21 protein-coding genes and 3 pseudogenes are annotated in these 21,089 nt (G+C 62.2%); 12 read left to right on the top strand and 12 right to left on the bottom strand.

Going from position 1 to position 21,089, the window contains the following annotated elements; translation table 11 throughout:
• Positions 1-249: 249 nt before the first annotated feature.
• A complete protein-coding gene (gene soxR / locus U0023_RS24800; protein ID WP_009492095.1) occupies positions 250-711 on the bottom strand; it encodes a redox-sensitive transcriptional activator SoxR in 462 nt (153 codons plus the stop codon).
• 79 nt (positions 712-790) lie between these two features.
• On the opposite strand from soxR, the gene U0023_RS24795 reads away from it, so the two are divergent.
• The 4 genes from U0023_RS24795 (at position 791) to U0023_RS24780 (ending at position 5,292) form a co-directional block, all read left to right on the top strand.
• On the top strand, positions 791-1,369 hold the full coding sequence (locus U0023_RS24795; protein ID WP_009492093.1) for an NADPH-dependent FMN reductase: 579 nt from the start codon (positions 791-793) through the stop codon (positions 1,367-1,369).
• Positions 1,370-1,620: 251 nt separating this feature from the next.
• Positions 1,621-3,132 (top strand): IS21 family transposase, encoded by a 1,512-nt coding sequence (gene istA / locus U0023_RS24790; RefSeq protein WP_085985156.1) that lies wholly within the window; start codon positions 1,621-1,623, stop codon positions 3,130-3,132.
• Complete coding sequence (gene istB, locus U0023_RS24785) at positions 3,129-3,938, top strand: IS21-like element helper ATPase IstB (RefSeq protein WP_009492089.1); 810 nt, start codon at positions 3,129-3,131, stop codon at positions 3,936-3,938. The genes istA and istB overlap by 4 nt, the downstream gene beginning before the upstream one ends.
• Positions 3,939-4,113: 175 nt before the next feature.
• Positions 4,114-5,292 carry an MFS transporter gene (locus tag U0023_RS24780; protein WP_154661067.1) on the top strand — a complete coding sequence of 393 codons (1,179 nt, stop codon included), beginning with the start codon at positions 4,114-4,116 and terminating at the stop codon, positions 5,290-5,292.
• A 109-nt stretch (positions 5,293-5,401) separates the two neighbouring features.
• Here the strand turns inward: U0023_RS24780 and U0023_RS24775 are convergent, their stop codons facing one another.
• Genes U0023_RS24775 through U0023_RS24765 form a run of 3 tightly spaced genes read right to left on the bottom strand, consistent with a single transcriptional unit; the run spans position 5,402 to position 7,075 of the window.
• Positions 5,402-6,286, bottom strand: coding sequence for a protein-L-isoaspartate O-methyltransferase family protein (locus U0023_RS24775; RefSeq protein ID WP_009492085.1), 885 nt, complete (start codon positions 6,284-6,286; stop codon positions 5,402-5,404).
• Positions 6,273-6,509 carry a hypothetical protein gene (locus tag U0023_RS24770; protein WP_009492083.1) on the bottom strand — a complete coding sequence of 79 codons (237 nt, stop codon included), beginning with the start codon at positions 6,507-6,509 and terminating at the stop codon, positions 6,273-6,275. The genes U0023_RS24775 and U0023_RS24770 overlap by 14 nt, the downstream gene beginning before the upstream one ends.
• Positions 6,506-7,075: a sigma-70 RNA polymerase sigma factor region 4 domain-containing protein gene (locus U0023_RS24765; protein ID WP_040638798.1), complete on the bottom strand. Its 570-nt coding sequence runs from the start codon at positions 7,073-7,075 to the stop codon at positions 6,506-6,508. Before U0023_RS24765 ends, U0023_RS24770 begins: the two co-directional genes overlap by 4 nt.
• A 203-nt stretch (positions 7,076-7,278) precedes the next feature.
• On the opposite strand from U0023_RS24765, the gene U0023_RS24760 reads away from it, so the two are divergent.
• Positions 7,279-7,413: a MerR family transcriptional regulator gene (locus tag U0023_RS24760; RefSeq protein ID WP_245272945.1), complete on the top strand. Its 135-nt coding sequence runs from the start codon at positions 7,279-7,281 to the stop codon at positions 7,411-7,413.
• A gap of 10 nt (positions 7,414-7,423) precedes the next feature.
• The gene (locus tag U0023_RS24755; protein WP_245272944.1) at positions 7,424-7,795 is read left to right on the top strand and encodes a MerR family transcriptional regulator; all 372 of its coding nucleotides are present in this window, start codon (positions 7,424-7,426) and stop codon (positions 7,793-7,795) included.
• Here the strand turns inward: U0023_RS24755 and U0023_RS24750 are convergent.
• Positions 7,790-8,314: a tautomerase family protein gene (locus U0023_RS24750; protein WP_009492077.1), complete on the bottom strand. Its 525-nt coding sequence runs from the start codon at positions 8,312-8,314 to the stop codon at positions 7,790-7,792. The genes U0023_RS24755 and U0023_RS24750 overlap by 6 nt on opposite strands.
• 100 nt (positions 8,315-8,414) lie before the next feature.
• Between U0023_RS24750 and U0023_RS24745 the strand changes: the two genes are divergently transcribed.
• Complete coding sequence (locus U0023_RS24745; RefSeq protein ID WP_009492075.1) at positions 8,415-9,443, top strand: GlxA family transcriptional regulator; 1,029 nt, start codon at positions 8,415-8,417, stop codon at positions 9,441-9,443.
• Positions 9,444-10,323: 880 nt separating this feature from the next.
• Here the strand turns inward: U0023_RS24745 and U0023_RS24740 are convergent.
• From U0023_RS24740 to U0023_RS24730, 3 genes are read right to left on the bottom strand one after another with little or no spacing between them, the layout of a single operon-like run.
• Positions 10,324-10,551 carry a hypothetical protein gene (locus U0023_RS24740; protein ID WP_009492071.1) on the bottom strand — a complete coding sequence of 76 codons (228 nt, stop codon included), beginning with the start codon at positions 10,549-10,551 and terminating at the stop codon, positions 10,324-10,326.
• A 57-nt stretch (positions 10,552-10,608) separates the two neighbouring features.
• Entirely contained in the window at positions 10,609-11,040 is a 432-nt protein-coding gene (locus tag U0023_RS24735) for an SRPBCC family protein (RefSeq protein ID WP_009492069.1), read from the bottom strand.
• The gene (locus U0023_RS24730) at positions 11,037-11,360 is read right to left on the bottom strand and encodes an ArsR/SmtB family transcription factor (protein ID WP_040638568.1); all 324 of its coding nucleotides are present in this window, start codon (positions 11,358-11,360) and stop codon (positions 11,037-11,039) included. Before U0023_RS24730 ends, U0023_RS24735 begins: the two co-directional genes overlap by 4 nt.
• A 339-nt stretch (positions 11,361-11,699) precedes the next feature.
• On the opposite strand from U0023_RS24730, the pseudogene U0023_RS24725 reads away from it, so the two are divergent.
• A pseudogene (locus U0023_RS24725) lies at positions 11,700-12,464 on the top strand (IS110 family RNA-guided transposase); the annotation flags it as partial.
• 315 nt (positions 12,465-12,779) lie between these two features.
• Here U0023_RS24725 and U0023_RS35920 read toward each other — a convergent pair.
• Positions 12,780-13,061 (bottom strand): annotated as a pseudogene (locus U0023_RS35920) (DDE-type integrase/transposase/recombinase); the annotation flags it as partial.
• Here U0023_RS35920 and U0023_RS24715 point away from each other — a divergent pair.
• Positions 13,061-13,531 (top strand): annotated as a pseudogene (locus U0023_RS24715) (IS6 family transposase); the annotation flags it as partial. The pseudogenes U0023_RS35920 and U0023_RS24715 overlap by 1 nt on opposite strands.
• 315 nt (positions 13,532-13,846) lie before the next feature.
• On the opposite strand, the gene U0023_RS24710 reads toward U0023_RS24715, so the two are convergent.
• The 3 genes from U0023_RS24710 to ku form a co-directional block, all read right to left on the bottom strand.
• The gene (locus tag U0023_RS24710) at positions 13,847-14,764 is read right to left on the bottom strand and encodes a helix-turn-helix domain-containing protein (protein ID WP_009492061.1); all 918 of its coding nucleotides are present in this window, start codon (positions 14,762-14,764) and stop codon (positions 13,847-13,849) included.
• 157 nt (positions 14,765-14,921) lie between these two features.
• Complete coding sequence (ligD, locus tag U0023_RS24705; RefSeq protein WP_009492059.1) at positions 14,922-17,501, bottom strand: DNA ligase D; 2,580 nt, start codon at positions 17,499-17,501, stop codon at positions 14,922-14,924.
• Positions 17,502-17,533: 32 nt separating this feature from the next.
• A complete protein-coding gene (gene ku / locus U0023_RS24700) occupies positions 17,534-18,412 on the bottom strand; it encodes a non-homologous end joining protein Ku (RefSeq protein WP_009492057.1) in 879 nt (292 codons plus the stop codon).
• A 198-nt stretch (positions 18,413-18,610) separates the two neighbouring features.
• Between ku and U0023_RS24695 the strand changes: the two genes are divergently transcribed.
• The 3 genes from U0023_RS24695 to U0023_RS24685 all read left to right on the top strand — a co-directional run bounded on the left by U0023_RS24695 (position 18,611) and on the right by U0023_RS24685 (position 20,997).
• The gene (locus U0023_RS24695) at positions 18,611-18,799 is read left to right on the top strand and encodes a DUF3606 domain-containing protein (protein ID WP_009492055.1); all 189 of its coding nucleotides are present in this window, start codon (positions 18,611-18,613) and stop codon (positions 18,797-18,799) included.
• 22 nt (positions 18,800-18,821) lie between these two features.
• On the top strand, positions 18,822-19,565 hold the full coding sequence (locus U0023_RS24690; protein WP_009492053.1) for a DUF72 domain-containing protein: 744 nt from the start codon (positions 18,822-18,824) through the stop codon (positions 19,563-19,565).
• Between the two features lie 205 nt (positions 19,566-19,770).
• Entirely contained in the window at positions 19,771-20,997 is a 1,227-nt protein-coding gene (locus tag U0023_RS24685) for a glycosyltransferase (protein ID WP_009492051.1), read from the top strand.
• Positions 20,998-21,089: the final 92 nt, after the last annotated feature.

Raw genomic sequence — 21,089 nt, 5'->3', positions numbered from 1 at the left:
GAGGCAGCACCGAACTTTGACCCTTCGTGAGAGAAGCGTAATGCCTTGGTTTGACGAAAAAAATTGGAAACTTGATCGGGTCACGATCGGCGCGATGGTAAATCCGCCGGTGCTATGAAGTCGCTAGCAGCATTATGCACTGAATGGCGGTTAGAGTGGGGACAGCATTCGACGCTGATTCACAGATTTGGAACAATGCCATTTGCCTGAACGACCGGTTCGCCATTCGGCAGCAGGCATCACCAACCCCTATGTAGGATCCAGGAGCCGTGGTCCCGCCCCTTGCTCCGAGAGCTCGTCGAACGGATTGCGCAGTGGGCATGCCGCTGTCGAGAGGCACCCACAACCGATGCAGTCGTTGAGCTGGTCGCGTAGTCGTGTGAGCCGGGCGATGCGCGCGTCCAGATCGGCCTTCCACTGGGCCGAGAGCCGGCTCCAGTCAGTCGCCGTGGGGGTGCGCCCCTGCGGAAGGGTCGACAGCGCCTCGCGGATTTCGGCCAGCGGAATGCCCGTGCGCTGCGCCACCTTGATGATCGCCACTCGCCGCAGCACTTCGCGCGGATAGCGCCGTTGATTGCCCTGGTTGCGGGTGCTCCGGATCAGGCCCTTGGCCTCGTAGAAGTGGAGGGTGGACACGGCTACCCCACTCCGGGCCGCGACCTCGCCCACGGTCAGTTCCCGGTGGGACGTCTCCGGTGTCACCCTGCCCATGAAAAGCTCCTTGACCTCAACCTTAGTTGAGGTCGTAGCACTGGGCCTCCGTCACTGGCAAGCATGGAGCCCTGAACACATGAACGATCCGATCAAGCTGGCCCTGATCTACGGCAGCACGCGCGAAGGCCGCTTCTGCGACAGGGTCGCGACCTGGGCCGCCAACGAGATTTGGAGCCGCAACGACTTCCTCCTCGACCTGATCGACCCAGCCGAGCTGGACCTGCCTGCCCGTCACGGGCCGAGCGACGACCCAGCCCTTGCGGAGCTCAGGAAGCGGCTTGGCAATGCCGACGCCTTCATCGTCGTCACGCCTGAGTACAACCATGGCTATCCGGCCCCGCTCAAGTTCCTGATCGACTCGGCCCATCGCGAGTGGCAGGCCAAGCCCGTGGCCTTCGTGTCCTATGGGGGGATCTCCGGAGGTCTGCGCGCGGTCGAGCAGTTGCGCCTGGTCTTCGCCGAACTTCATGCCGTCACGATCCGGGACTGCGTGAGCTTCGCCAATCCCTGGCACCGTTTCGACGCCGACGGTCGGCTGATCGACGCTGACGATGCCCGAAGCGCCATGGCCACCATGGCGTCGCGCCTGCGCTGGTGGGCTTTCGTCCTGCGCGAGGCCCGTCGGGCTGCCCCGTACGGCGAGATGGCGGCATGAAGGTTGTGAATCCCTCCCGGCTGGAGCACTCTGCTGCCCGCACCACATCGGTTGGCCTCTCCGATCCGGGGCGTGCCGCGCGGCGATCAGGGTGGCAGTTGATCGGCAATCAGGATGAGATGCGAGGCCGCTGTCGCTTCTTAAGGGGGGCGAGAGCGGCGACGGTGTGATCCGTCAGGACCACACCGTCTGGCAGTCGCGGCCGACCGGCTAAGGATTGGATGTCTTCACGCCAATGAGGAATCCACCCTTTGCCCGGCCGCCATATCACCGACTGCCAGATGAGGCTGTACATGAAGTTTCGCCAAACCAACACCGCCCCGATCGCCGCTGCCAAGGCCGGCTTCAGTCCCTCCACCGCCTCCCGCATCGACAAGGACCCGCGGCTGCCCTCCCACAGGAAAGCCCCGCGCGGGCGCCGACGCCCCGATCCGCTCGCGGGTGTCTGGGACAGCGAGATCGTCCCGCTGCTCCAAGCCGCCCCGAGCCTGCGCCCCGTGGCCCTCTTCGAGGAGATCGTGCGCCGCCATCCCGACCTCGGCCCCGGCATCCGCCGCACCCTCGAGCGCCGCGTCCGATCCTGGCGTGCCCTGCATGGTCCCGAGCAGGAGGTCATCTTCCGCCAGGTGCACGAGCCCGGGCGCATGGGCCTGTCCGACTTCACCGACATGGCCGATCTGGCCATCACCCTTGCCGGCCAGCCCCTCGAGCACCGGCTCTATCACTTCCGGCTCGCCTATTCCGGCTTCGAGCATGCCCACGTGGTGCTCGGCGGCGAAAGCTATGTCGCACTCGCCGAGGGGCTGCAGAATGCCCTCTGGGCCTTGGGTGGCGCCCCACGCGAGCACCGCAGCGACAGTCTCTCGGCGGCCTTCCGCAATCTGGATCGCGACGCCCGCGAGGATCTGACCCGGCGCTATGATGCCCTGTGCACCCATTACGGCATGGAGCCGAGCCGCAACAATGCCGGAATTGCCCACGAGAACGGCGCCATCGAGAGCGTGCACGGCCACCTCAAGAAGGTGATCGAGGATGCTCTGCTGCTGCGCGGCTCACGCGACTTCGCCGATCTTTATGCCTACCGCCGCTTCGTCGACGAGGTGGTCGGGCGCCGCAATGCCCGCAATGCCCCACGGATTGAGGTCGAGCGCGCTGCCCTTCAGGAACTGCCGGACCGACGCACCGCCGCTTACGAGGATGCCATCGTCACGGTGACCTCGACCAGCGGCTTCGTGCTGCGCAAGGTGTTCTACAGCGTGCCCTCGCGCCTGATCGGCCATCGGCTGCGGGTGCGCCTGTTTGATGATCGGCTCGAGGTCTATCTCGGCGGCACGCACCAGATGACGCTGCCGCGCGGGCGGGCCCATCCCAACGGCCGGCACGGGCATGTGGTTGATTACCGGCACGTGATCCACTCGCTGCGGCGCAAGCCCATGGCCCTGATGGGGCTGGTCTACCGCGATCAGCTCTTCCCCCGGCAAGCCTATGCCCGGGCGTTCGAGGCGATGTGCGCCAAGCTTCCCACCCGGACCGCCTGCCGCACCATGGTCGATCTGCTGGCCTTGGCGCATGAGCGCGCCTGCGAGGCCGACCTCGCCGCGCGCCTCGATGCGGATCTGACGGCCGGCCGGCTGCCGGATCTCAAGAGCTTGCGCGCGCTGTTCAGTCCGGATGCCGGTGCCGTGCCCGACATCGTGGTCTCCTATGCGCCGCTCAGTGCCTACGAGGAACTCGCCCGCGGGCATCAGGGAGAGGTCGCATGACGAGCCCTAATGCGATTGATGCCGGTCGCCTGACCCTGGCGCTCAACGATCTGCGGCTTCCGGCGATCAAGACGATCTGGCCGGATTTCGCCGCCCGCGCCGACAAGGAGGGCTGGCCGGCGGCCCGCTTCCTGGCGGCTCTGGCCGAGCACGAGATGGCCGAGCGCGCCAGCCGGCGCATCCAGCGCCATCTCGATGAGGCCCGGCTGCCGCCCGGCAAGACCCTCGACAGCTTCGACTTCTCCGCGGTGCCGATGATCAGCAAGGCCCAGGTGATGGCGCTGGCGGCCGGCGACAGTTGGCTCGAGAAAGGCGCCAATCTGTTGATGTTCGGCCCGCCGGGCGGGGGCAAATCGCATCTGGCGGCAGCCCTGGGCCTGGCCCTGGTGGAGAATGGCTGGCGGGTGCTGTTCACCCGCACCACCGATCTGGTGCAGAAGCTCCAGACAGCACGGCGGGATCTTCAGCTCGAGGCGGCGATTGCCAAACTCGACAAGTACCATCTGCTGATCCTGGATGACCTCGCCTATGTCAGCAAGGATCAGGCAGAAACCAGCGTCATCTTTGAACTCATCGGCGCCCGGTACGAGCGTCGCTCACTTTTGATTACGGCCAATCAGCCCTTCGGCGAATGGGGGAAGATCTTTCCGGATCAGGCGATGACACTCGCCGCGGTGGATCGTTTGATTCACCACGCGACGATCTTTGAGATGAATGTCGAGAGCTATCGCCGCCGAACCGCCATCGAGCGTAAACGCGGACCGGGACGCCCGCCGACACGCGCGACAATCAAGACCTCATCCTGATTGACGCTCGCAGCGACAATCAAGAAAGCGCTTGCATCTGTGTCGCGGCGCGACAATCATTATGCCCGCCGCGACAGCCAATCACCATCCTGATCGTCGCGCACTTCCAATCCAGATTGTCGCGCAATAGGGGCGACCTCCCCGCCCGCGTGGATCCGCGGTCACGCTGCTGTGCGTGAGCGCTCTCACGATCATGGCCGCGACGGCAATCTCGCCGGGGCTTCCTGCCATAGAGGCGGCGTTCGCGGGCACAGAGAACGCAGCCTTGCTGACGCGGCTCCTGATCACCATGCCGGCTCTCGTCATCGCCTGCGTGGCGCCGGTGGCAGGCAGCCTCACGGACTGCTTCGGACGCTGGCGTGTCCTGGTCTGTGCCATTCTTCTTTATGGCTTCGCCGGCATGTCCGGTCTTGTCCTCGACACGTTGCACGGGCTGCTCTTCGGACGAGCCGTGCTAGGGGCGGCCGTGGCCGGGATCATGACGGCCACAACAGCCCTCATCGGGGATCTTTATGCTGGACCGGCCCGTGATCGCTTCATAGGTTTACAGGCGGCCTTCACAGGTGTGGGCGGCTTGGTGTTCATGAGCGCCGGAGGCCTCCTGTCCGAAGCGGGCTGGCGGGCCCCCTTCGCGATCTATGGGCTTGCCTTCATCGTGCTTCCCGCCGTCGTGGTCTGCCTCGCCGAACCGAGGCGCACAGGCCAGATGATGGCGGCGGAGCCGGCAGCAGCGCTCCCCTGGCTGCCGATCGCGGTTCTGTTTCTGGCAGCGGCCTTCAACAGCCTGATCTTCTATCTGATCCCTACCCAGCTCCCTTTTCATCTTTACGCTCTCGGCGTCACCTCGCCCGGTGTCGTAGGGATGACGCTCGGCGTCTTCAATCTTGCGATCGCGGCAGCCTCGCTGGGCTACGGCTATCTCCGGAACCGGATCGGGATCCTCGGAGGGTTCGGTCTCGGCTTCGGTCTCATGGCTGTGGGCTACGGCATCATTGCGGCCGCGGCGTCCCATGCCTTCGTCCTGACTGGACTCGTCGCGACGGGGGCGGGCATGGGCTGCGTCATGCCGGGCCTCATGGCGGGTGCCATGACGCTCGCCCCACCGTCGGTTCGCGGGCGGGTCGCAGGCGGGCTGACGGCCAGCATCTTTCTAGGGCAATTCCTGTCACCGCTGGCCAGCCAGCCTTGGGTCGGCTGGTTCGGCTATAGCGCGGCCTTCCGTGACATGGGCCTTCTTCTCGGGCTCGCATCGCTGCTGGCGGTCCTCTTGGCGGTGAGGATGCGCATTCTCCTTCGGGGAACGGACGAACGACTCGTCAGCACTCAGGACCTGGACCGGTGTCGAAGGAAATGAAGCATACCTCGATGAGAGGCTTACGGTTGTCCGGGTGGGTGAGCGCGCAGCCCTGCAAGCCGCGCCTCGTGACGCGCATCCAATGCTGTTGAATGCCGTGCTATTCGCCTCACGCGACGGGCTCCTCGTAGGTGAGGCTCCAGCCCTGAGCCCGAAGCCAACACTGCTCTTCCGGAAGATTGGCTGTGCGGCGCAATCCTGTCACCCGCTTCCAGTCGCCCTTCTCGAAGGCTGCGGCCAGGGCATGCTCCGAGGCCTCATCCCGCAGGCCGGCGCAGGGATAGATCGCGACCGGCGACACCCAGCGGGCCAGGAAATCCGGTCCTCGGCGTGTGATGAGGAAGACCGCGCCGCGGCGGCTGATCGGACCGGGTTCGGCCGATCGGAAGCTTTTGTCGGTCGTCAGCGGCAGGATGAGCCTGCCGCCGTCCCGGAGCCGGTCGAGCCAGATGTCGGCGGGCTTCGTTGTGCCGGCATTGACGTAGATCACGTCGGCCGGCTCGAAGGGCACAGAGGCCCCATCTCCCTGGATTACAGAGACGTTGGCATAGCGGGAGAGATTCTCCCTCGCCCGAGCCGCCAGATCCAGCTCGTACTCGATCGCGGTCACCTGCCCGGAGGGCCCAATCATCTCGGCCATGATCGCGGAGTAGTAGCCGAGTCCGGCCCCGACATGGACGACATGTTCGCCCTCGTTGGGTGCCGCACAGGCGAGGAGATGAGCGTGTAAGGACGGTTGGCCATTGTTGATGTGCCGCTCCGGGGCGATGCCGACGAGGTCGTTGGTGTAGAGATAGACCGGATCGGCGCTGGGCGTGGTCATATAACCGTTCTGCCAGAAGCGGAAGATCGGCCAGGGACCCGGACCTAGGAAATGCTCCCGCGGAACGGCCGCAAAGGCATCCTCCACCTGTTGACTGACCACCGGCCAGTCGGCCGCCATGATCTGCTTGGCATAGGCACGCCGGACGATTGAAAGCTCATTCTCGGTCATCAGCTTGGTCCTCGATGGTGTCATCCTGTGTCGGGACGGCGTTGGGCAGCGTCTCGCAACGCGCGACGGCCGCCTGAACGATGGACCGGATCTCCGTGAGCGTGGCTCGCAGAGACCGGCCGGAGGCCGCCTGCCTGAGTTCTGGATCGCCAGCGTCGACGATGTCCTGAGCGAGATCGGCAAGGACATGATCGAGCTTTTGCTCTGGTCTGAGGCGCTTCATCGCTCCCAACCTTTCAAGTTATGGCGCAGCAAGGTCCGTCTCATGCGTTTGCGCGCGCTGTCGTATTCCGTCTCGGACAAGCCATATCGAAGGCGGATCTCTGCCGCTGACAGACCATCCTCCAGCCCGGCAATGATCTTGAGGGCAGTTTCATCCTGGGCGAACAAGGCATCGAGAACGGCTAGCATCTGGACGGCAGCCGCGGTGCGCTCGGGATCGGCGTCGGGCGCGTCGTCGGCCTGATCGGGCGGCCAGCCACCACTGCTCACCTCGATGCTGACGATGACGCTTCGTTCCCGTCGCGCCTTCCGCCAATATTCGTCACAGACGCTTCGCATCGCCCAGGCCAGAAAGCTAATGATTGGCACCCCAGGTGGCCACCGGCGCGTGCCACTGAGCGCGCGCATGATGGTTTCGTTGAGCACGTCCGCCCATTCGACCCCTGGGAGGCTGCGGGCTCTGAGCCGGGCGAGCGCCTTGAGGCGAAGCAGATCCCCTTCCGACAGGACTTGGATCGCACGGGCAAGGTCCGCTGCCGCCTCTTCAGCCTCTTCAGCACGGTTCACGTTATGGCTCTGCATGTCCTGGATCAGCTGTTGGCCTGCCTAACCTACTATGCGCGCGTGAAAGGGGACCGCGGACACGGGCGCGCAAATAATTCCAACACGTCGTCCATAAGCGATAGGACGAAATATGCGCGAGCATCCTCTTGATCTGTCCCCTGGGGCAGCCTCGATAAGAGGAGCGGTTAGCAAAACTGAGGTGCGTCGTGAGCTCTTCCGCCCAATTCTTCAGCCCTTCCGAAGCGGCCAAGCGGCTCGGCGTCTCCACCAAGGCTCTGCGCCTCTATGAGCAGCGCGACTTGGTCGCCCGATCCGCTCGGCACCGAGTGGCGGGCCTATGATCCTGGCGAGATGGCCCGCTCCGCCGACATCGCGGCGTTGCGGACGCTTGGCCTAAGCCTCGCCCAGGTGGCGCACGTGTTGGGTGCCAACCCGCGAGATCTGGAGCCAGCCCTGGCAGCCCATCAAGAGCGGCTTGAGGAGCAAGTTCGTCAGACGAACGGCGCAATCAAAAAGATCCGCAAGCTCCGGGTCGACCTTGCTCAAGGCCATGTGCCTACGGCCGGAGAGCTCTCGGGCCTGAGCGGCTCCCCCAGTCTCAGCATGGCAGTCAATCTGCCGTGGCCGTGGGGCGGCGAACGGTTTGAGCTGCGCGACATCCAGCCGCTGACCTTCATCACCGGCCCCTTGGGCAGCGGCAAGACGCGACTCGCCGCTTTATGACGCCTCAGTGGCTGCAGCGCCTCGCGCGGCCTCAAGAACAGCCACCGCCTCTTGCCGGCGCCGCTCGGCCAGGCGACGGGCTCCATCGGCGCTCGCCTCGTCGCCGAGCGCATAGGCGAGGAATTCCGGAAGCCGGCGGATCACGCCACGACCACCCCAGCGGCCGTCTGCGATCTCGGTAGGGAACACCCAAACGCGCGGTGCGACGTCTTCGAACGTCGCTCCCTCCGCCCGAGACACTGCTTCAGTGATCTCGCGCACGATCGCGCTTCTCCGCTTGTCATCGTAGAGGCCTTCCATCACGGAAGGGATGAATCGATAGCGCGGCGAGGTCGTCAGCGCTCCCGCGACATACACTACCGGCCTATGCAGGAAGATGAGGCTCACCGCCCGCGCCTTCTCGTTCGCCGGATCAATCCCCTCGTGCTGCATCAAGAGGTCCGTGACCTCCTGCAGCAACCGTGCTTCCGCGGCGGGCGACAACGCGCCTTCCGGAATAAATGCATCGAGCATCGGCATCCCTAAACTCCATTCGCCATTTCGATACGTCCAGTTTAGGTCTTCACAGGCCCGCCAGAAATTGGCAGGATCGCCATCTTTGGAGGAAGATCAGACATAGATGAGAATGATCCGTATCTGGGTATATGATGGTGTCCTGGCCTCGGGCGTATCTGGTCCAATCGACGTCTTCGCAGCAGCTAACCGCATTGCCGCCAAGAGCCCTGTGAACCGTCGCCAGCCGTTCCAGCCGATCCGGTGGCGTGTGGAATCTCTTAATGGCAAACCGGTGCATAGTGCTTCGGGTCAAACCGTAGCGGTCGACGGGAGGATCGATGCCCGCGGGCGGGCCGACGCAATTCTGGTGACCGCACCGTTCGTCGCCGACATGGAGGAGTTTGTCTCCCGGCGCGAGCAACTGCACGCACTGTCGTCTGCACTGCGGCGGCAACACGCAGCGGGCGCGGTGGTAGCTTCCTATTGCACCGGCAGTTATCTGCTGGCCGAAGCGGGACTACTTGATGGCCGTATTGCCACTACCCACTGGGATCGGGCTACGGACTTCGCCCGGCGGTACCCAAGGGTTGAACTTCGAGCCAATGAAGTTATGACCGAACAGGATCGCGTTCTCTGTACCGGCGCTGTGACATCCTTTCTCAACCTGGCCCTGCGCCTCGTCGAGATGATCGGCGATGCCAATTTGGCCACGACGACCGCCAAGGCCCTGTTGATTGACACCAATCGTGTGTCGCAGGCATCATATGCGACGTTGCTCGACGAGCATGGACACTCCGATCGCCTTGTCGCCCGCGCTCAGATCCGGATGGAGGCAACACTTCAACACGGGTTTCGGCTGTCCGAACTCGCAGCTTATCTTGCCGTCAGCGAACGGACCCTCAACCGACGTTTCAAGCAAGCAGTGGGTGACACGCCCCTGGAATATCTCCAGTCCCTCCGTATCGAAGTCGCCAAGCGGTTGCTCGAGGCGGGCCACGCCAGCCTTGAAGGCGTGAGCCAACGTATCGGCTATGGCGATCTCAGCACATTTCGCGAGCTCTTCAAGCGCAAGACCGGACTGACTCCGCGCGAGTACCAACGCCGATTTGCGCGGCACGCGAGCCGGAACACCTCAAGTGCGGCACAGTCCTGAAGGAAGCGGCGGAGCAGGCGCTACACCGGGCGCTCGGTTAGATGGAGTTGGGTGGCAGCCTTCGTTGCGGTCCGGCGGTCCGCGATCAGATCCGTCACCACACGCAGCCGATACAGTTCCCAGTCCTCATGCTGATTACCGTCATGGCCCTGACCCTCCCATGCGCAGGGAGGGGGAACTGGAACTGACATTCCTACATGGCAGGGCCCTGACATTTTTAGATGGCTGCTATAAGGTAATTTCGCGCAGGCCCTTTATGGAATGCACCTAGAGTCTGCTCACCCTAGGCGGTTCAGCAGTTTGTCTGCATCAGCTCGGTCTGGTGAGGACGTCCTTCATGTTTTCCTCTCCGTCGATACAAAAGTTTTGCGTCAGCGGATTGAACTCCAGACGATGTCTCCCAATCGCGCCCGGAATGAGCAGGTCCGGGAGTGGCGCTTGACCCAGGTCAATCGCTGCTTGGCTGCACAGGACGCAATGCCAGACGGCACCCGCTTCCTCGACACGAGGCGCTACACTCCCGAAATACTGGCCGCAACGGTCTTGGGCTGGCTTGGTGCAAATGCGGAGTTGATCTCAAGTGCCGCAGCGGACACCGAATTTGCATCCGCCCCGTGCCCCTTCGGGACCAGCCGTGCGTCGCAAGACCAACGTCACCATCTACAAAGCCTCTTGCAACGCACGGCCGGTCCATACAGAGGTCAATCCTCCACTTTGCGGCCGCGCAGCGAATGTAAACTCCCAAGCGCCGAAGCGAACCGAGTGGCGACGTCTCAGGAGTACCGGCGGCGAACGTTCACACGGTGTGAATTCCCTCCATACGGAGACACTCCTGGTCCGTAGCTCATCCGGCGGTGTTCCGGACTTACCAGTAATTTGGTCACCCCTGTTCGGCAAGCTGTCGTCTAGTTTTCCTCCTGACGGCATATGGCAACACGAACATGTAGAGACCGGTGAATAAGAGCAGGAAGAGCGGGAGCAGCGGCGCATAGACCACTAAGGCAGGAGGCTCTCCCAGCGCCATGGCAACGAAGTTTGCGACGACGGTAACCGTAAAGGCGAGCGACAGCCAGCGGTGCCCCTGCCGAACCCATGTGTTCCAATTCATTGTGCTTTCCTCCAAACATGAGCCGAGCGGATCACCTGATCCGCTCGGCAGCGGCTTTCAATCGATGCGCGCCAAGACCTGCTCCAGGTTCGCGAAGAACCCCGGCCACCCGGCCCGGGCCCCCCCGTAGGCCTGCTTCTGCTCCGGCCGGAAGCCCACCTGCTCCATGCGCAAAAGCGTTCCGGTGCTCGTTGGGGTCAAAGTGAAGGTCACAACGCTTCGCAGATCGAAGGCCGGATCGTCGTGCGTGAAATTCCAGGTGTAGGACAGCAGGCTGTTTGGCTCGATGGCCAGGACCTCGCAATCCAGCGCCCCGCCCCAGTCTCCACGAAGATTAAACCGGTGGCCCACGGCAGGCGCAAAGTCATTCTTCATGAGCCACTCCGCGATCAGGTGCGGCTGGGTGAGTGCACGCCAGATCTTCTCCGACGGATGAGGGATCTCCCGCTCGACAACCACCGAGCGCGTCTCGGTCACTATTTCGTTCATTGGTCCATCCTCTTTAGCAAGTCTTCAAGATCGTCGAACCGGCTTTGCCAGAAGCCGGCCATCTGGCTTGTCCAATCGATCAGCGGGGCCAAGGCACCCGCTAGTGCGCTGTAGTGCGTTTGACGACCCTGGTGGCGGTCACGCACCAAGCCAGCCTGCTTCAGGACGCCGAGATGCTTTGAGACGGCAGGCTGCGAAACACCAGCGTGGGCGGTCAGGGCCGCCACCGTCTGGTCTCCGTCGCGGCATAGCCGCTCGAAAATGGCCCGCCGGGTTGGATCGGCGAGCGCTCTGAAAAGGACATCGTGCGGTGATGGCATCGGAATTCATAACCATTCGGCTATCTAACTTATCCATAACCGACGAGTTATGAATGAGTCAAGCGTCAACAGGGAGTCACAGTCACTTGCCATCGGTTGATGAGGTTCATGGATCCGGCTTTCGGGAACAGGCGCCACCAGATTACCGCGTGTCGGTCTCGAGATGGGATGGCTCTGCTATAGGTCTAGCACGAGCACGTCGCATTTTCTGATCCGCTTCAGCGGCACCCAAGCGGAGTTGATGACCTTCCGGGAGAAGCTGCCGATCCGGGAGAACGCACGGCGGACTGGCCTGTCTCGCAACACCATCAAAAAGTATCTGAACGCTGGCACGATCGAGCCGACGGCAACACCAGCGCCATCGTGCGCCTGCTGTCGCCGTTCGTGGCACGGGTGGTGATTGCCAATCCCAACCTGGTGCGGGCGATCGCCTGGGCCAAGGTCAAGACCGACAAGATTGATGCTCGCGTGCTGGCGAAGCTCCATGCCAGCGGGTTCCTGCCCGAAGTCTGGATGCCGGACGAGGAGACCGAGGCCCGCCGCCGTGTCTCGGCAGAACGCACCCAACTGGTCGCGCAGATGACCCGCCTCAAGAACCGGATCCACTCGGTTCTGCATGCTCACCTGATCCCACCCTATCAAGGCAGCCTGTTCTCGAAACGCGGGAGGGCCTGGTTGGAGGCCCTCCCGCTCGCCGAGGATCAGCGTCGTGTCGTGCTGCGCCATGCCGGTGAACTGGATCGGCTTGGGGCCGAGCTCGCGGAGCTGGACAAGAGCCTCGCCCAGAAGGCCCTTGATGATCCACAGGTCAGGCGCTTGATGACGATCACGGGGGTGAATGCCACGGTGGCCATGAGCGTGCTGGCGGCGATCGGCGACATCACACGCTTCTCCTCGCCGCAAAAGCTGGTGAGCTACTTCGGCCTCAATCCGAAGGTGCGGCAGTCCGGCGACAAGCCCGCCTATCATGGCCGCATCAGCAGGCAGGGTCGGGCGCACGCCCGGTCAATGCTGGTTGAAGCCGCTTGGGTGATCTCCGGCGTACCTGGCCCACTGCGGGCTTTCTTCGTCCGTATCAGGAACAAGCGCGGCAAGTCGGTGGCCACCTGGAAACAGCGAGCGCCGAAAGGGTGCTCGGGTGCCGCCAATGAGGTGCGACGATCCTAAGCTGCGCGGCAGGGTTGCAACCTCACGCCCTGCTCTTCGCTCCGGGGTCACCCGAGCCTGTCAACTATAGCAAAACCAGCCCTGCCAATCCACTCGCCGGTAGGCCCGAGCCGTCTGCGCTCTTGCAATCCAGGCAGCCCCAGCGCGCCTCTCGTCAGGCCCTGGCGCACTCCAATCAACAGTGAGCGGTTGGACGCGAACGACTGCAGGGCAGTGGCGAAAGACAAAAGAGCTGTCTGCTATCGAAAACGGCTTGTCAAATACATCCGTGAGAAATTTCACCTGCCGGAGTTTGGCGCAACGCCAGAGTTCTCCGGCCCGTTTCATGGCTTTCACTGCAATCGGATAAGCGGCGTTCTTGTCGACCGTGATGGCCCGCGGATTGCCCGTATGCGGCTGTCCCAAAGCCTTGCGGAAGAACCGCCGGGCGGCCGCTGCATCCCGCCTGGGTGAGAGCAGAAAGTCGATGGTCTGTCCGGCTGCATCAACGGCACGGTACAGGTAGACCAATTTGCCCTTTACTCGAATGCATGTACATCAAAGTCCGAGGCGAATGGAAATATCTCTATCGAGCCATCGACAGCAATGGCGACACGATCGAATTCTGGTTCAGTGCCCAGCGAAACCTCACTGCGGCCAAACGGGTTCTGCGCAAAGCACTCAAGCGGCATAGCCGGCCCGAGCGGATCGTGATCGACGGCAGCCAGACCAACCGCGAGGCGATCCTGGCCTGCGATCCGGAAAGCCGGCTTCAGGACCGGTCAAGGCGCGAGCTGAAGCCGATCCGGATCCGGCGAAGTGCCTACCTGAACAATCGCATTGAGCAGGATCACCGCGCCATCAAGAGGCGGGGGCGGCCGATGCTGGGCTTCCAGTCCATGGCCACTGCCCGTGTGATCCTCGGTGGGATCGAGATGATCCACATGATGCGCAAGCAGCAGGCGAAGTATGCCTGCAATCGGCAGCCGTCCCTCGCGGAGCAGTTTCACCTGCTCGCCGCATGAGCATATCAGGAAGACCGGCTCCTTTCTCGTCCCTACCCCAGATTTGCGACGGAGGCGGGTCAAGCACTCCTGCCGACGACGACACGGATCTGCGAAACTCAACCCTCAGACTTCAATCTGACTCTCTCGCCGTTCATCATGTGAAGCGGGTGTCCATCGAAACCGATCCATATGAGGTTTCCCACTTCCAGTGGGAGCCTTGGAAAAGGGGCTGGATTTTTGATGGCGGCTGCACGATCCCGTAAGCTCGCGAGTACCAAGCGTTGCGTCTCATATCACTGGACTGTGCAGCCGCTCTCGTGTCAGTCGCTCTCTCTAAAGGCTAGCTTGTTTGCGCCAAGCCTTCGGGGTTGAGCCCGTTAGCTGGCCGAAAACGCGGGTAAGATGGCTTTGATCCGCAAAGCCACAGGCCACAGCGATATCCGCAAGCGAGAGCTTCGGATCACACAACATGGCTTTCGCTGTCTCTACGCGGCGTCTCTGCAGCCATTGAACAGGCGTTAAACCGGTCGAACGCTTGAACTGCCGACTGAAATAGCTCGGCGTCAGCATACATTGCTGCGCGATCTCTGACATAGAGATATCACCGGTGAGACTGCTGTCGATGAGCTCTTGTGCCCGGCGGAGCTGCCGTGGAGCGAGCCCTCCACGATCGGCCTCCAACGGCGCAAAGCCCCCCCCGTACTGTTGACTGATGTGAGCACAGAGCGCCATGGTGATGTGATCCACGAACAGAAGGCTCACTTCGTGCGACCTGTCGAGAGCAGGCAAGAGGATCTTGCTGAGGCTTGCGATAATGGGATCGTCGACGCCAGTGCCTGTCTGAAAGGTCAAGTCTCCGATTGGGGAGACGCCGTGGTTGCCCGCTAGCTCGTCCAGGAAGGCCCGCGTGACGTGGAATTGGATGAAATCAAACGGATCTTCTAGATGGGCCTCGACGTCATGCCGCAGATCATAGAAGACACTGTAATTTTCCCATAGCTGCTCCTGCTTGCGCTTGCGCCCATCGAGCCAAAGTTCTCCTCGTTCGAAGTTCTTGAGTTCGAGTGATAGTGCAAATCCGTCTTGGGCGGGAACAGGTTGGACGAGACCGTAATTCGCCCCGGCGGTAACCCTGGCGATCGTCACGCCTGTCGACTTCGGCAAGGACGTTGAGACCAAGGTTCCTTCACGGACCTTCCAATGGTCCCTGAAGCGGGAGCCGTAGTGGTTGACCTCAATCCTGTCCTGCATCGAACGACTTTCATAACATTGTAGCAGAAGGCCTGTTGGATTTTGGCTTGTTAAAGGCTCGTTGAGGATCTCGCAACGGCGGGACGGCGCAAATAACGTCCTCGGGCTTTTGCTTCACGATGTATTGCCTGACCTGTGCTGAACAGGCCCGTGTTGCCTAAGAACGTGTCCCGGATTTCGGGATCACTTGGTCGATGTTTCCAAACTCGCCCCAAGGGTCATCCTGAAGATGAAGCAAGCGCGCGGCCAGATTGCTGATTCGATATTGATTGCCGCTGCGGATCGTCGACAGTTCCTCCCACGTCACTGGCGTGGACACCGGAGCGCCAGCCCTGGCTCGGGTAGAATAGGGCGCCACGGCTGTCGCCCCCCGCCCATTCCGCAGGTAATCGATGAAGATCCGGCCCGTCCTGGCCCGCTTCGCCATAGTATCCGTGTAGAGAGCCGGGCTTGCCTTCGTCATGGCTGCTGCGACGCTATCAGCGAACTCTTTGGCCTCCTCCCAGGAAGCTTTTGGGCGGAGCGGCACGACAACGTGCAGACCTTTGCCTCCAGAGGTTTTGACGAAGCTCTCAAGGCTAATACCCTGCAGATGATCACGCACGTCGATTGCGCCTTGTACGACCCCATCCCAGCTGACGCCCTCCCCTGGATCCAGGTCGAAGACAAGCCGATCGGGTTTCTCCGGGTTCTTCAGCGTTGAGCCCCATGGGTGAATCTCAAGAACGCCGGCTTGCACCAAGGCGAAAAGCCCGGACAGATCCTGGATCGCAACAGCCTCATCCTCTCCGACGCGGACCCGCTGGATCAGGTCCTCATCAAGGCCCGCCCAGGCGTGCTTCTGGAAAAAGCACTCCTTCTGCGATCCGCCTGGGCAGCGCAGGAGCGACAGCGGCCGGTTCACGATGTGCGGCAGGATCCAATCGGAGATCTCCGTATAGAACTCTGCGAGCCCGAGCTTGGTGATCCCTTCGTCCTCCCACAGCACGCGGTCTGGATGCGTGAGATGGGCCTTCTCAAGGATCGCAGCACCAGGGCTTGTGTCGCGAGAGCCCTGCACTGTTGTCTCCCGCACGACGTCCCGCGGATCCTTGTCCTCGCGCAGCCCTTGGAAGGAGCCTTGCCGGATCATGCCGTCATGGGTCCACCCGCGGAACTCCACCTCAGCAACCAGTTCCGGGTTCACCCATTTCACCCCACGGCTTGCGGTGGCAGGGAGCTTCTTGGCAAAGGGCGAGGCCTTGATCTCGATCGACGTGAGGGTCTTGTAGAGTGCGCCCGCGACCTCCGATGTGAAGCCGGTGCCGACGCGACCGACAGGGATAAGCTTGCCAGCCTCATAGACCCCCATGACGAGCGAGCCCACAGCCTTCTTGCTCGCGCTTGATGGCAGGTAGCCGGCGATCACCAGTTCCTGGCGCTGCGTGCACTTCGACTTGACCCAGTCGTCGCCTCGTCCCGATCTGTAGGGCTGATCGGCGCGCTTGGAGATGATCCCCTCCAGACCCATCCGGCACGCGTGCCGCACGAGAGTTGCGCCATCCTCCTCAAGATGTTCACTGAAGCGGATGGCGCCACCCTGAGGCAGGTCATCAAGCAGGAGCCGCAAGACCGCCTTGCGGTCTGCCAGTGTCGCCTTCCTCAGGTCCTCTCCGTCGAGATAAAGCAGATCGAAGACATAGTAGACGAAGCGCTCGCCTTTCCCGCCCTTTAGCTCCTGCTGGAGCGCCGAGAAGCTTGCTACACCTGCCTCATCCTCCACGACGATTTCGCCGTCAAGCAATGCTGAGGGGATCTTCAATTCTTTGAGGGCATTTGCGATTGGTTTGAACTTCGCAGTCCAGTCGAGGCCCTTGCGGGTCAGAAGTTGGACCTGGCCTGCATCGATGCGGGCCTGCATGCGATAGCCATCGAGCTTGATCTCGTGAAGCCAGGTGCCACCTCTTGGGGCACTCTCAACCAATTGTGCCAATGCCGGTTCGACAAAGGCTGGCAGAATACCCTTCTTTGCACCTTTGACCTTCAAGGGTCGTCGCGATTTCTGCGGCTTGGATCTGGCCACCTTTTCGCGTGCAGCATGATCGACCCGGATGGCGCCCTGGGCAGCCAGTTCCTCAATGCTCCGGCCTGATTTGAGCGAAGTCGTCTCCTGCGCCAAAATGTCCGGATCTTCACTGGTCCGAGCAGCCTCATCGTCGGACTTGAGCAGCAGCCACTGCTCATTCTTCTCGCCCGGTTTGCCGCGGGTCCGCACGAGGTGCCACTTGCCCTTGAGACGGTCGCCCTCAAGGGTGAACGTCAAACGACCACGGGCATAATCGGCATGCGGATCGCCTTCCGGAATCCAGCGGCCCTGATCCCAGACGATCATCGTCCCGCCGCCATACTGGCCAGCCGGAATGACGCCCTCGAAATCGATGTACTTCAGGGGATGATCCTCGGTATGCACCGAGAGGCGCCTCTCGCCCGGGACCAGGCTCGGTCCTCTCGTCACCGCCCAGCTTTTGAGAACCCCATCAAGCTCCAGCCGCAGGTCATAGTGCAAGCGGCGAGCATCATGTTTCTGCACCACAAAGCGGTTGCCCTGGGACTTGGCTCTCGCCGCCTTGGGTTCGCTCGTGATAGAGAAGTCGCGTTTCGCCCGGTAGGTGGCGAGCGAACCGGAGGCTCTTTTCGTGGTGGCCCGGCTTCGCGACGGGGCCTTCCTGGTTTTCAGACGAGGTGGGACCGCGACCATGATACTCTCCTACGCAACACGGGACGTCAGGGTCACCCGGCCTTGCGCGCCTTAGCCTTGGGTGCGGGCTTTTTCGGCGCCTTCTTTGCCGCGGCTTTCTTCGCCGGAGCAGATTTCTTGCCAGCGGACCCTGCCTTCTCGGCCGAGACGCTGCGCTTAAACGCATCCATCAGATTGACAACGTTCGAGGGCTTCTCGGACGGCTCCTCTTTCAGCGGCTTGCCGGCCTGCTTTGACTTCAACAACTCCGCGACCGCTTCCTCATAACGATCATCGAATTGCTTCGGATCGAAGTGGGCCGCCTTGCTGTCGATGATGTGAGCAGCGAGATCCTTCATCTCCTTGGGATACTTGACCTCACTGATCTCATCGAACACTTTGTCCTCGTTACGCACTTCATCAGCTGCGTGCAGTGTTGTTCCGACAAGTCCTTCATCTAGCGGTTCAAGCAGGATCATGCGCTCACGCCGCGCCAGCACAATGCGGGCAATGCCAGCCATGCCTTTGTCGCGGATGGCATCACGAATGACGCAAAAGGCTTCGTTGGACACCTTATCGGCCGGGGCGATATAGTAGGCGGTGTCGAGGAAGCGCTCGTCGACCTCCTCGCGCGGCACAAAGCTCTCGATGTCGATGGTGTGGGTGCTTTCCAGCTTCAGGGCGTCGAGTTCTTCGTCCTCGACCTGGATGTAGCTGCCCTTCCCGACCACGAATCCTTTGACCTGGTCTTCACTCTCGACCACTTCCTCGGTCTCGCTGTCGATGAACTGACGCTTCACGCGGTTGCCGGTTTTACGGTTGAGAGTGTTGAAGCGGATCTTGCCGCCTGAGGAGGTGGAGGGATAGAGGCCGACCGCGCAGGACACGAGAGAGAGCTTGATGTGACCTTTCCAAACCGTCCGTTCAGCCATGGGTAGAACTCCCAGCGATACGCTACTGTGTGGCGGGTCTGGCAACCTTGCCCGGTACCGTCACGAGTCAGCAACGTCGCCCCGAAATGACTCGTTCCGAGTTCTCCACAGGAGTCTCGGGGCCGGTTAACGGCCCAGGAAACCACTCTCCATCGTGGCGCATTTTTGAAACGTGGTTGTTGTGTAAGGAGTAACAAAATGTCTGATGACAAAGCCAATCGCGGCGGTGCCGACCGAGGCCGGGTCGCCGGCGGAGAAGAATACGAGGTCGGCTACTTTGCCCGGAAACACGGCATCAGTGTTGCGCAGGCCGAAGAGTTGGTCAAAGAGCACGGGAATAGCCGCGAGAAGCTCGACGCAGCGGCTGGAAAGCTCAAGCGAGGCTGACTCCTGGCAGCCCGGTGCCCTGATGTTGGGTAGGAGTGAACACCGCATCTTTGTTGGGACCGCCGCCTGGGCGATCCCGAAGCAGTACGATGACGCTTTCCCAAGTGAGGGCAGCCATCTCGTGCGCTATGCGAGCCGGTTTGACAGCGTCGAGATCAACTCCTCGTTTTATCGTCCGCACCGCGTGTCGACGTATCAGCGCTGGGCCGGTGATGTCCCGGAGCACTTCCGCTTTGCCGTGAAAATGCCGAAGACGATCACCCATGAAGCCCGTCTGCGCGATTTTGACGAGCCGTTGCAGCGCTTTCTGGAAGAAATCGCCGGACTCGGGCACAAGCTCGGACCGATCCTCATCCAGCTTCCTCCGAGCCTGAAGTTCGCCCCTGCGGACGTTCGATCATTCGTTGAGAGGCTTCGAGAGTCCTTCGCCGGAGATCTCGTTTGGGAGCCGCGGCACGCCTCATGGTTCACGGCCGATGTCGACGCCTTCCTTGTGGAGCACCGGATCGCACGGGTGGCGGCCGATCCCAAACCTCATCCGAGTGCCGGTACTCCGGGCGGCTGGACTGGGCTGGTCTACTACCGCCTGCATGGGTCGCCCAAGATGTACTACTCGGCTTACTCACAAGACGTCATCGCAGAAACTGTCAAGACCCTTCGGGACCATGTAGAGGCCAGCCGAGCAGCATGGTGCATCTTCGACAATACGGCTGCTTTTGCTGCGACCGGCGTTGCCCTTAGCACATCGAAGCTTCTTCAGTCCTAGGCGTCTGACGATCGTTAGTTCGCCGCGGGCGACTTTCCACGCGGTCGCAGCATTGCCTAGCGCACGTTCGTCTATAGCTTGAAGGGCTATGGAAGAGCGGTCACGCCCTTCCATTATTGTTTTGTAGCGGACCCCCGGCTTGCGGCAAGCCCCCGGTCGTACTCCATAAACGCGGCCCTCGATCACACATGAGGGAGCAGAGAAAATGCGTGTACTGTTGTCGACCTATGGGTCACGTGGGGATGTCCAGCCGCTGGTGGCACTTGGCCTGGCCTTGCAGTCGATGGGCGTGGAGGCAGTGATATCTGCTCCGACTGACGCGGAATTCGTCGATCTGCTGGAACGAGAGGACGTGCCGCTAGCACCGGCCTTCATGCCGGTGCGCCAATGGATTGAGGAGGCGAAGCAGTCCGGCCTGCGCCTGCGCCAGCTGGCGGCCAAGATGGTGCCGGCCCAATATGAGGCGATTGCGAAGGCGGCCGAGGGCTGCGATGCCATTGTGGCGACCGGCTTGTTCCCGTCGGTAGCAGCGGCGCAGGCCGTGGCTGAAACGCAGGGGATCCATTTTAGCTGGGCGGCCTTTTGCCCGCTCATGGTGCCCTCGCCGCACCACCCACCCATGGAATACCCCGGCTGGCCGCACCCGCCGGAACTGACCGACAATCTGGCTCTGTGGGCGTTCAACGCCCAGGCGAAGAACGCGCTCTTCGGTGAATCGGTCAACACTCACCGCGCCGCAATCGGCCTGCCGACCTTCGACAATGTCCGCGACCATGTCTTCACACACCGGCCATGGCTGGCATCAGACCCGGTTCTCGGCCCATGGCGTCCGGCTGACCTTACCGATGCGGTGCAGACAGGGGCGTGGATCCTGCCGGACACCCGTCAGCTCCCAGCCGAGTTGGAGGCATTTCTCGCTTCTGGAGAGCCTCCGGTTTATGTCGGCTTCGGCAGCATGGCTATGCACGCGGCGGAGGACCCTGCTCGCGTGGCCATCGAAGCAGTCCGGGCACAAGGCCGGCGCGTGATCCTCGCCCAGGGCTGGGCCAATCTCGCGTTGATCGATGATCAGGGAGACTGCTTCGTTGTCGGCGAGGTGAACCAGCAGGCGCTCTTCGCCCGGGTCGCCGCCGTCGTGCACCATGGCGGCGCCGGAACGACCACGGCAGCTGCCCGCGCTGGCGCGCCTCAGGTGGTGGTGCCTCAAGTCGCCGACCAGCCCTTTTGGGCCAGTCGTGTCATCGGACTCGGCATTGGTGCTGCGCACGATGGCCCGATTCCGAGTGCCGGGTCGCTCTTTGTCCCGCTCAGGACGGCATTAGCGGCGGATACTCGCGAGAGAGCGTTCGCAATCGCTATGACGATCCGCGGTAATGGGGCGGTACTCGCCGCCGAAATGCTGATTGCTGCGATCCGAGGGGAATATCAGTAGGGCTCGCGCTGCTCTCATCAGGACCTGACAGAAAATGGAAAAGCCCAGGCTCCGGGGCGTACGGACAGGGTGCCTTCGCACCTCCGCCTCGC

It is taken from the genome of Microvirga lotononidis (assembly GCF_034627025.1).
Taxonomy (GTDB): domain Bacteria; phylum Pseudomonadota; class Alphaproteobacteria; order Rhizobiales; family Beijerinckiaceae; genus Microvirga; species Microvirga lotononidis.
This window is presented reverse-complemented; position numbering and strand designations above follow the sequence as displayed.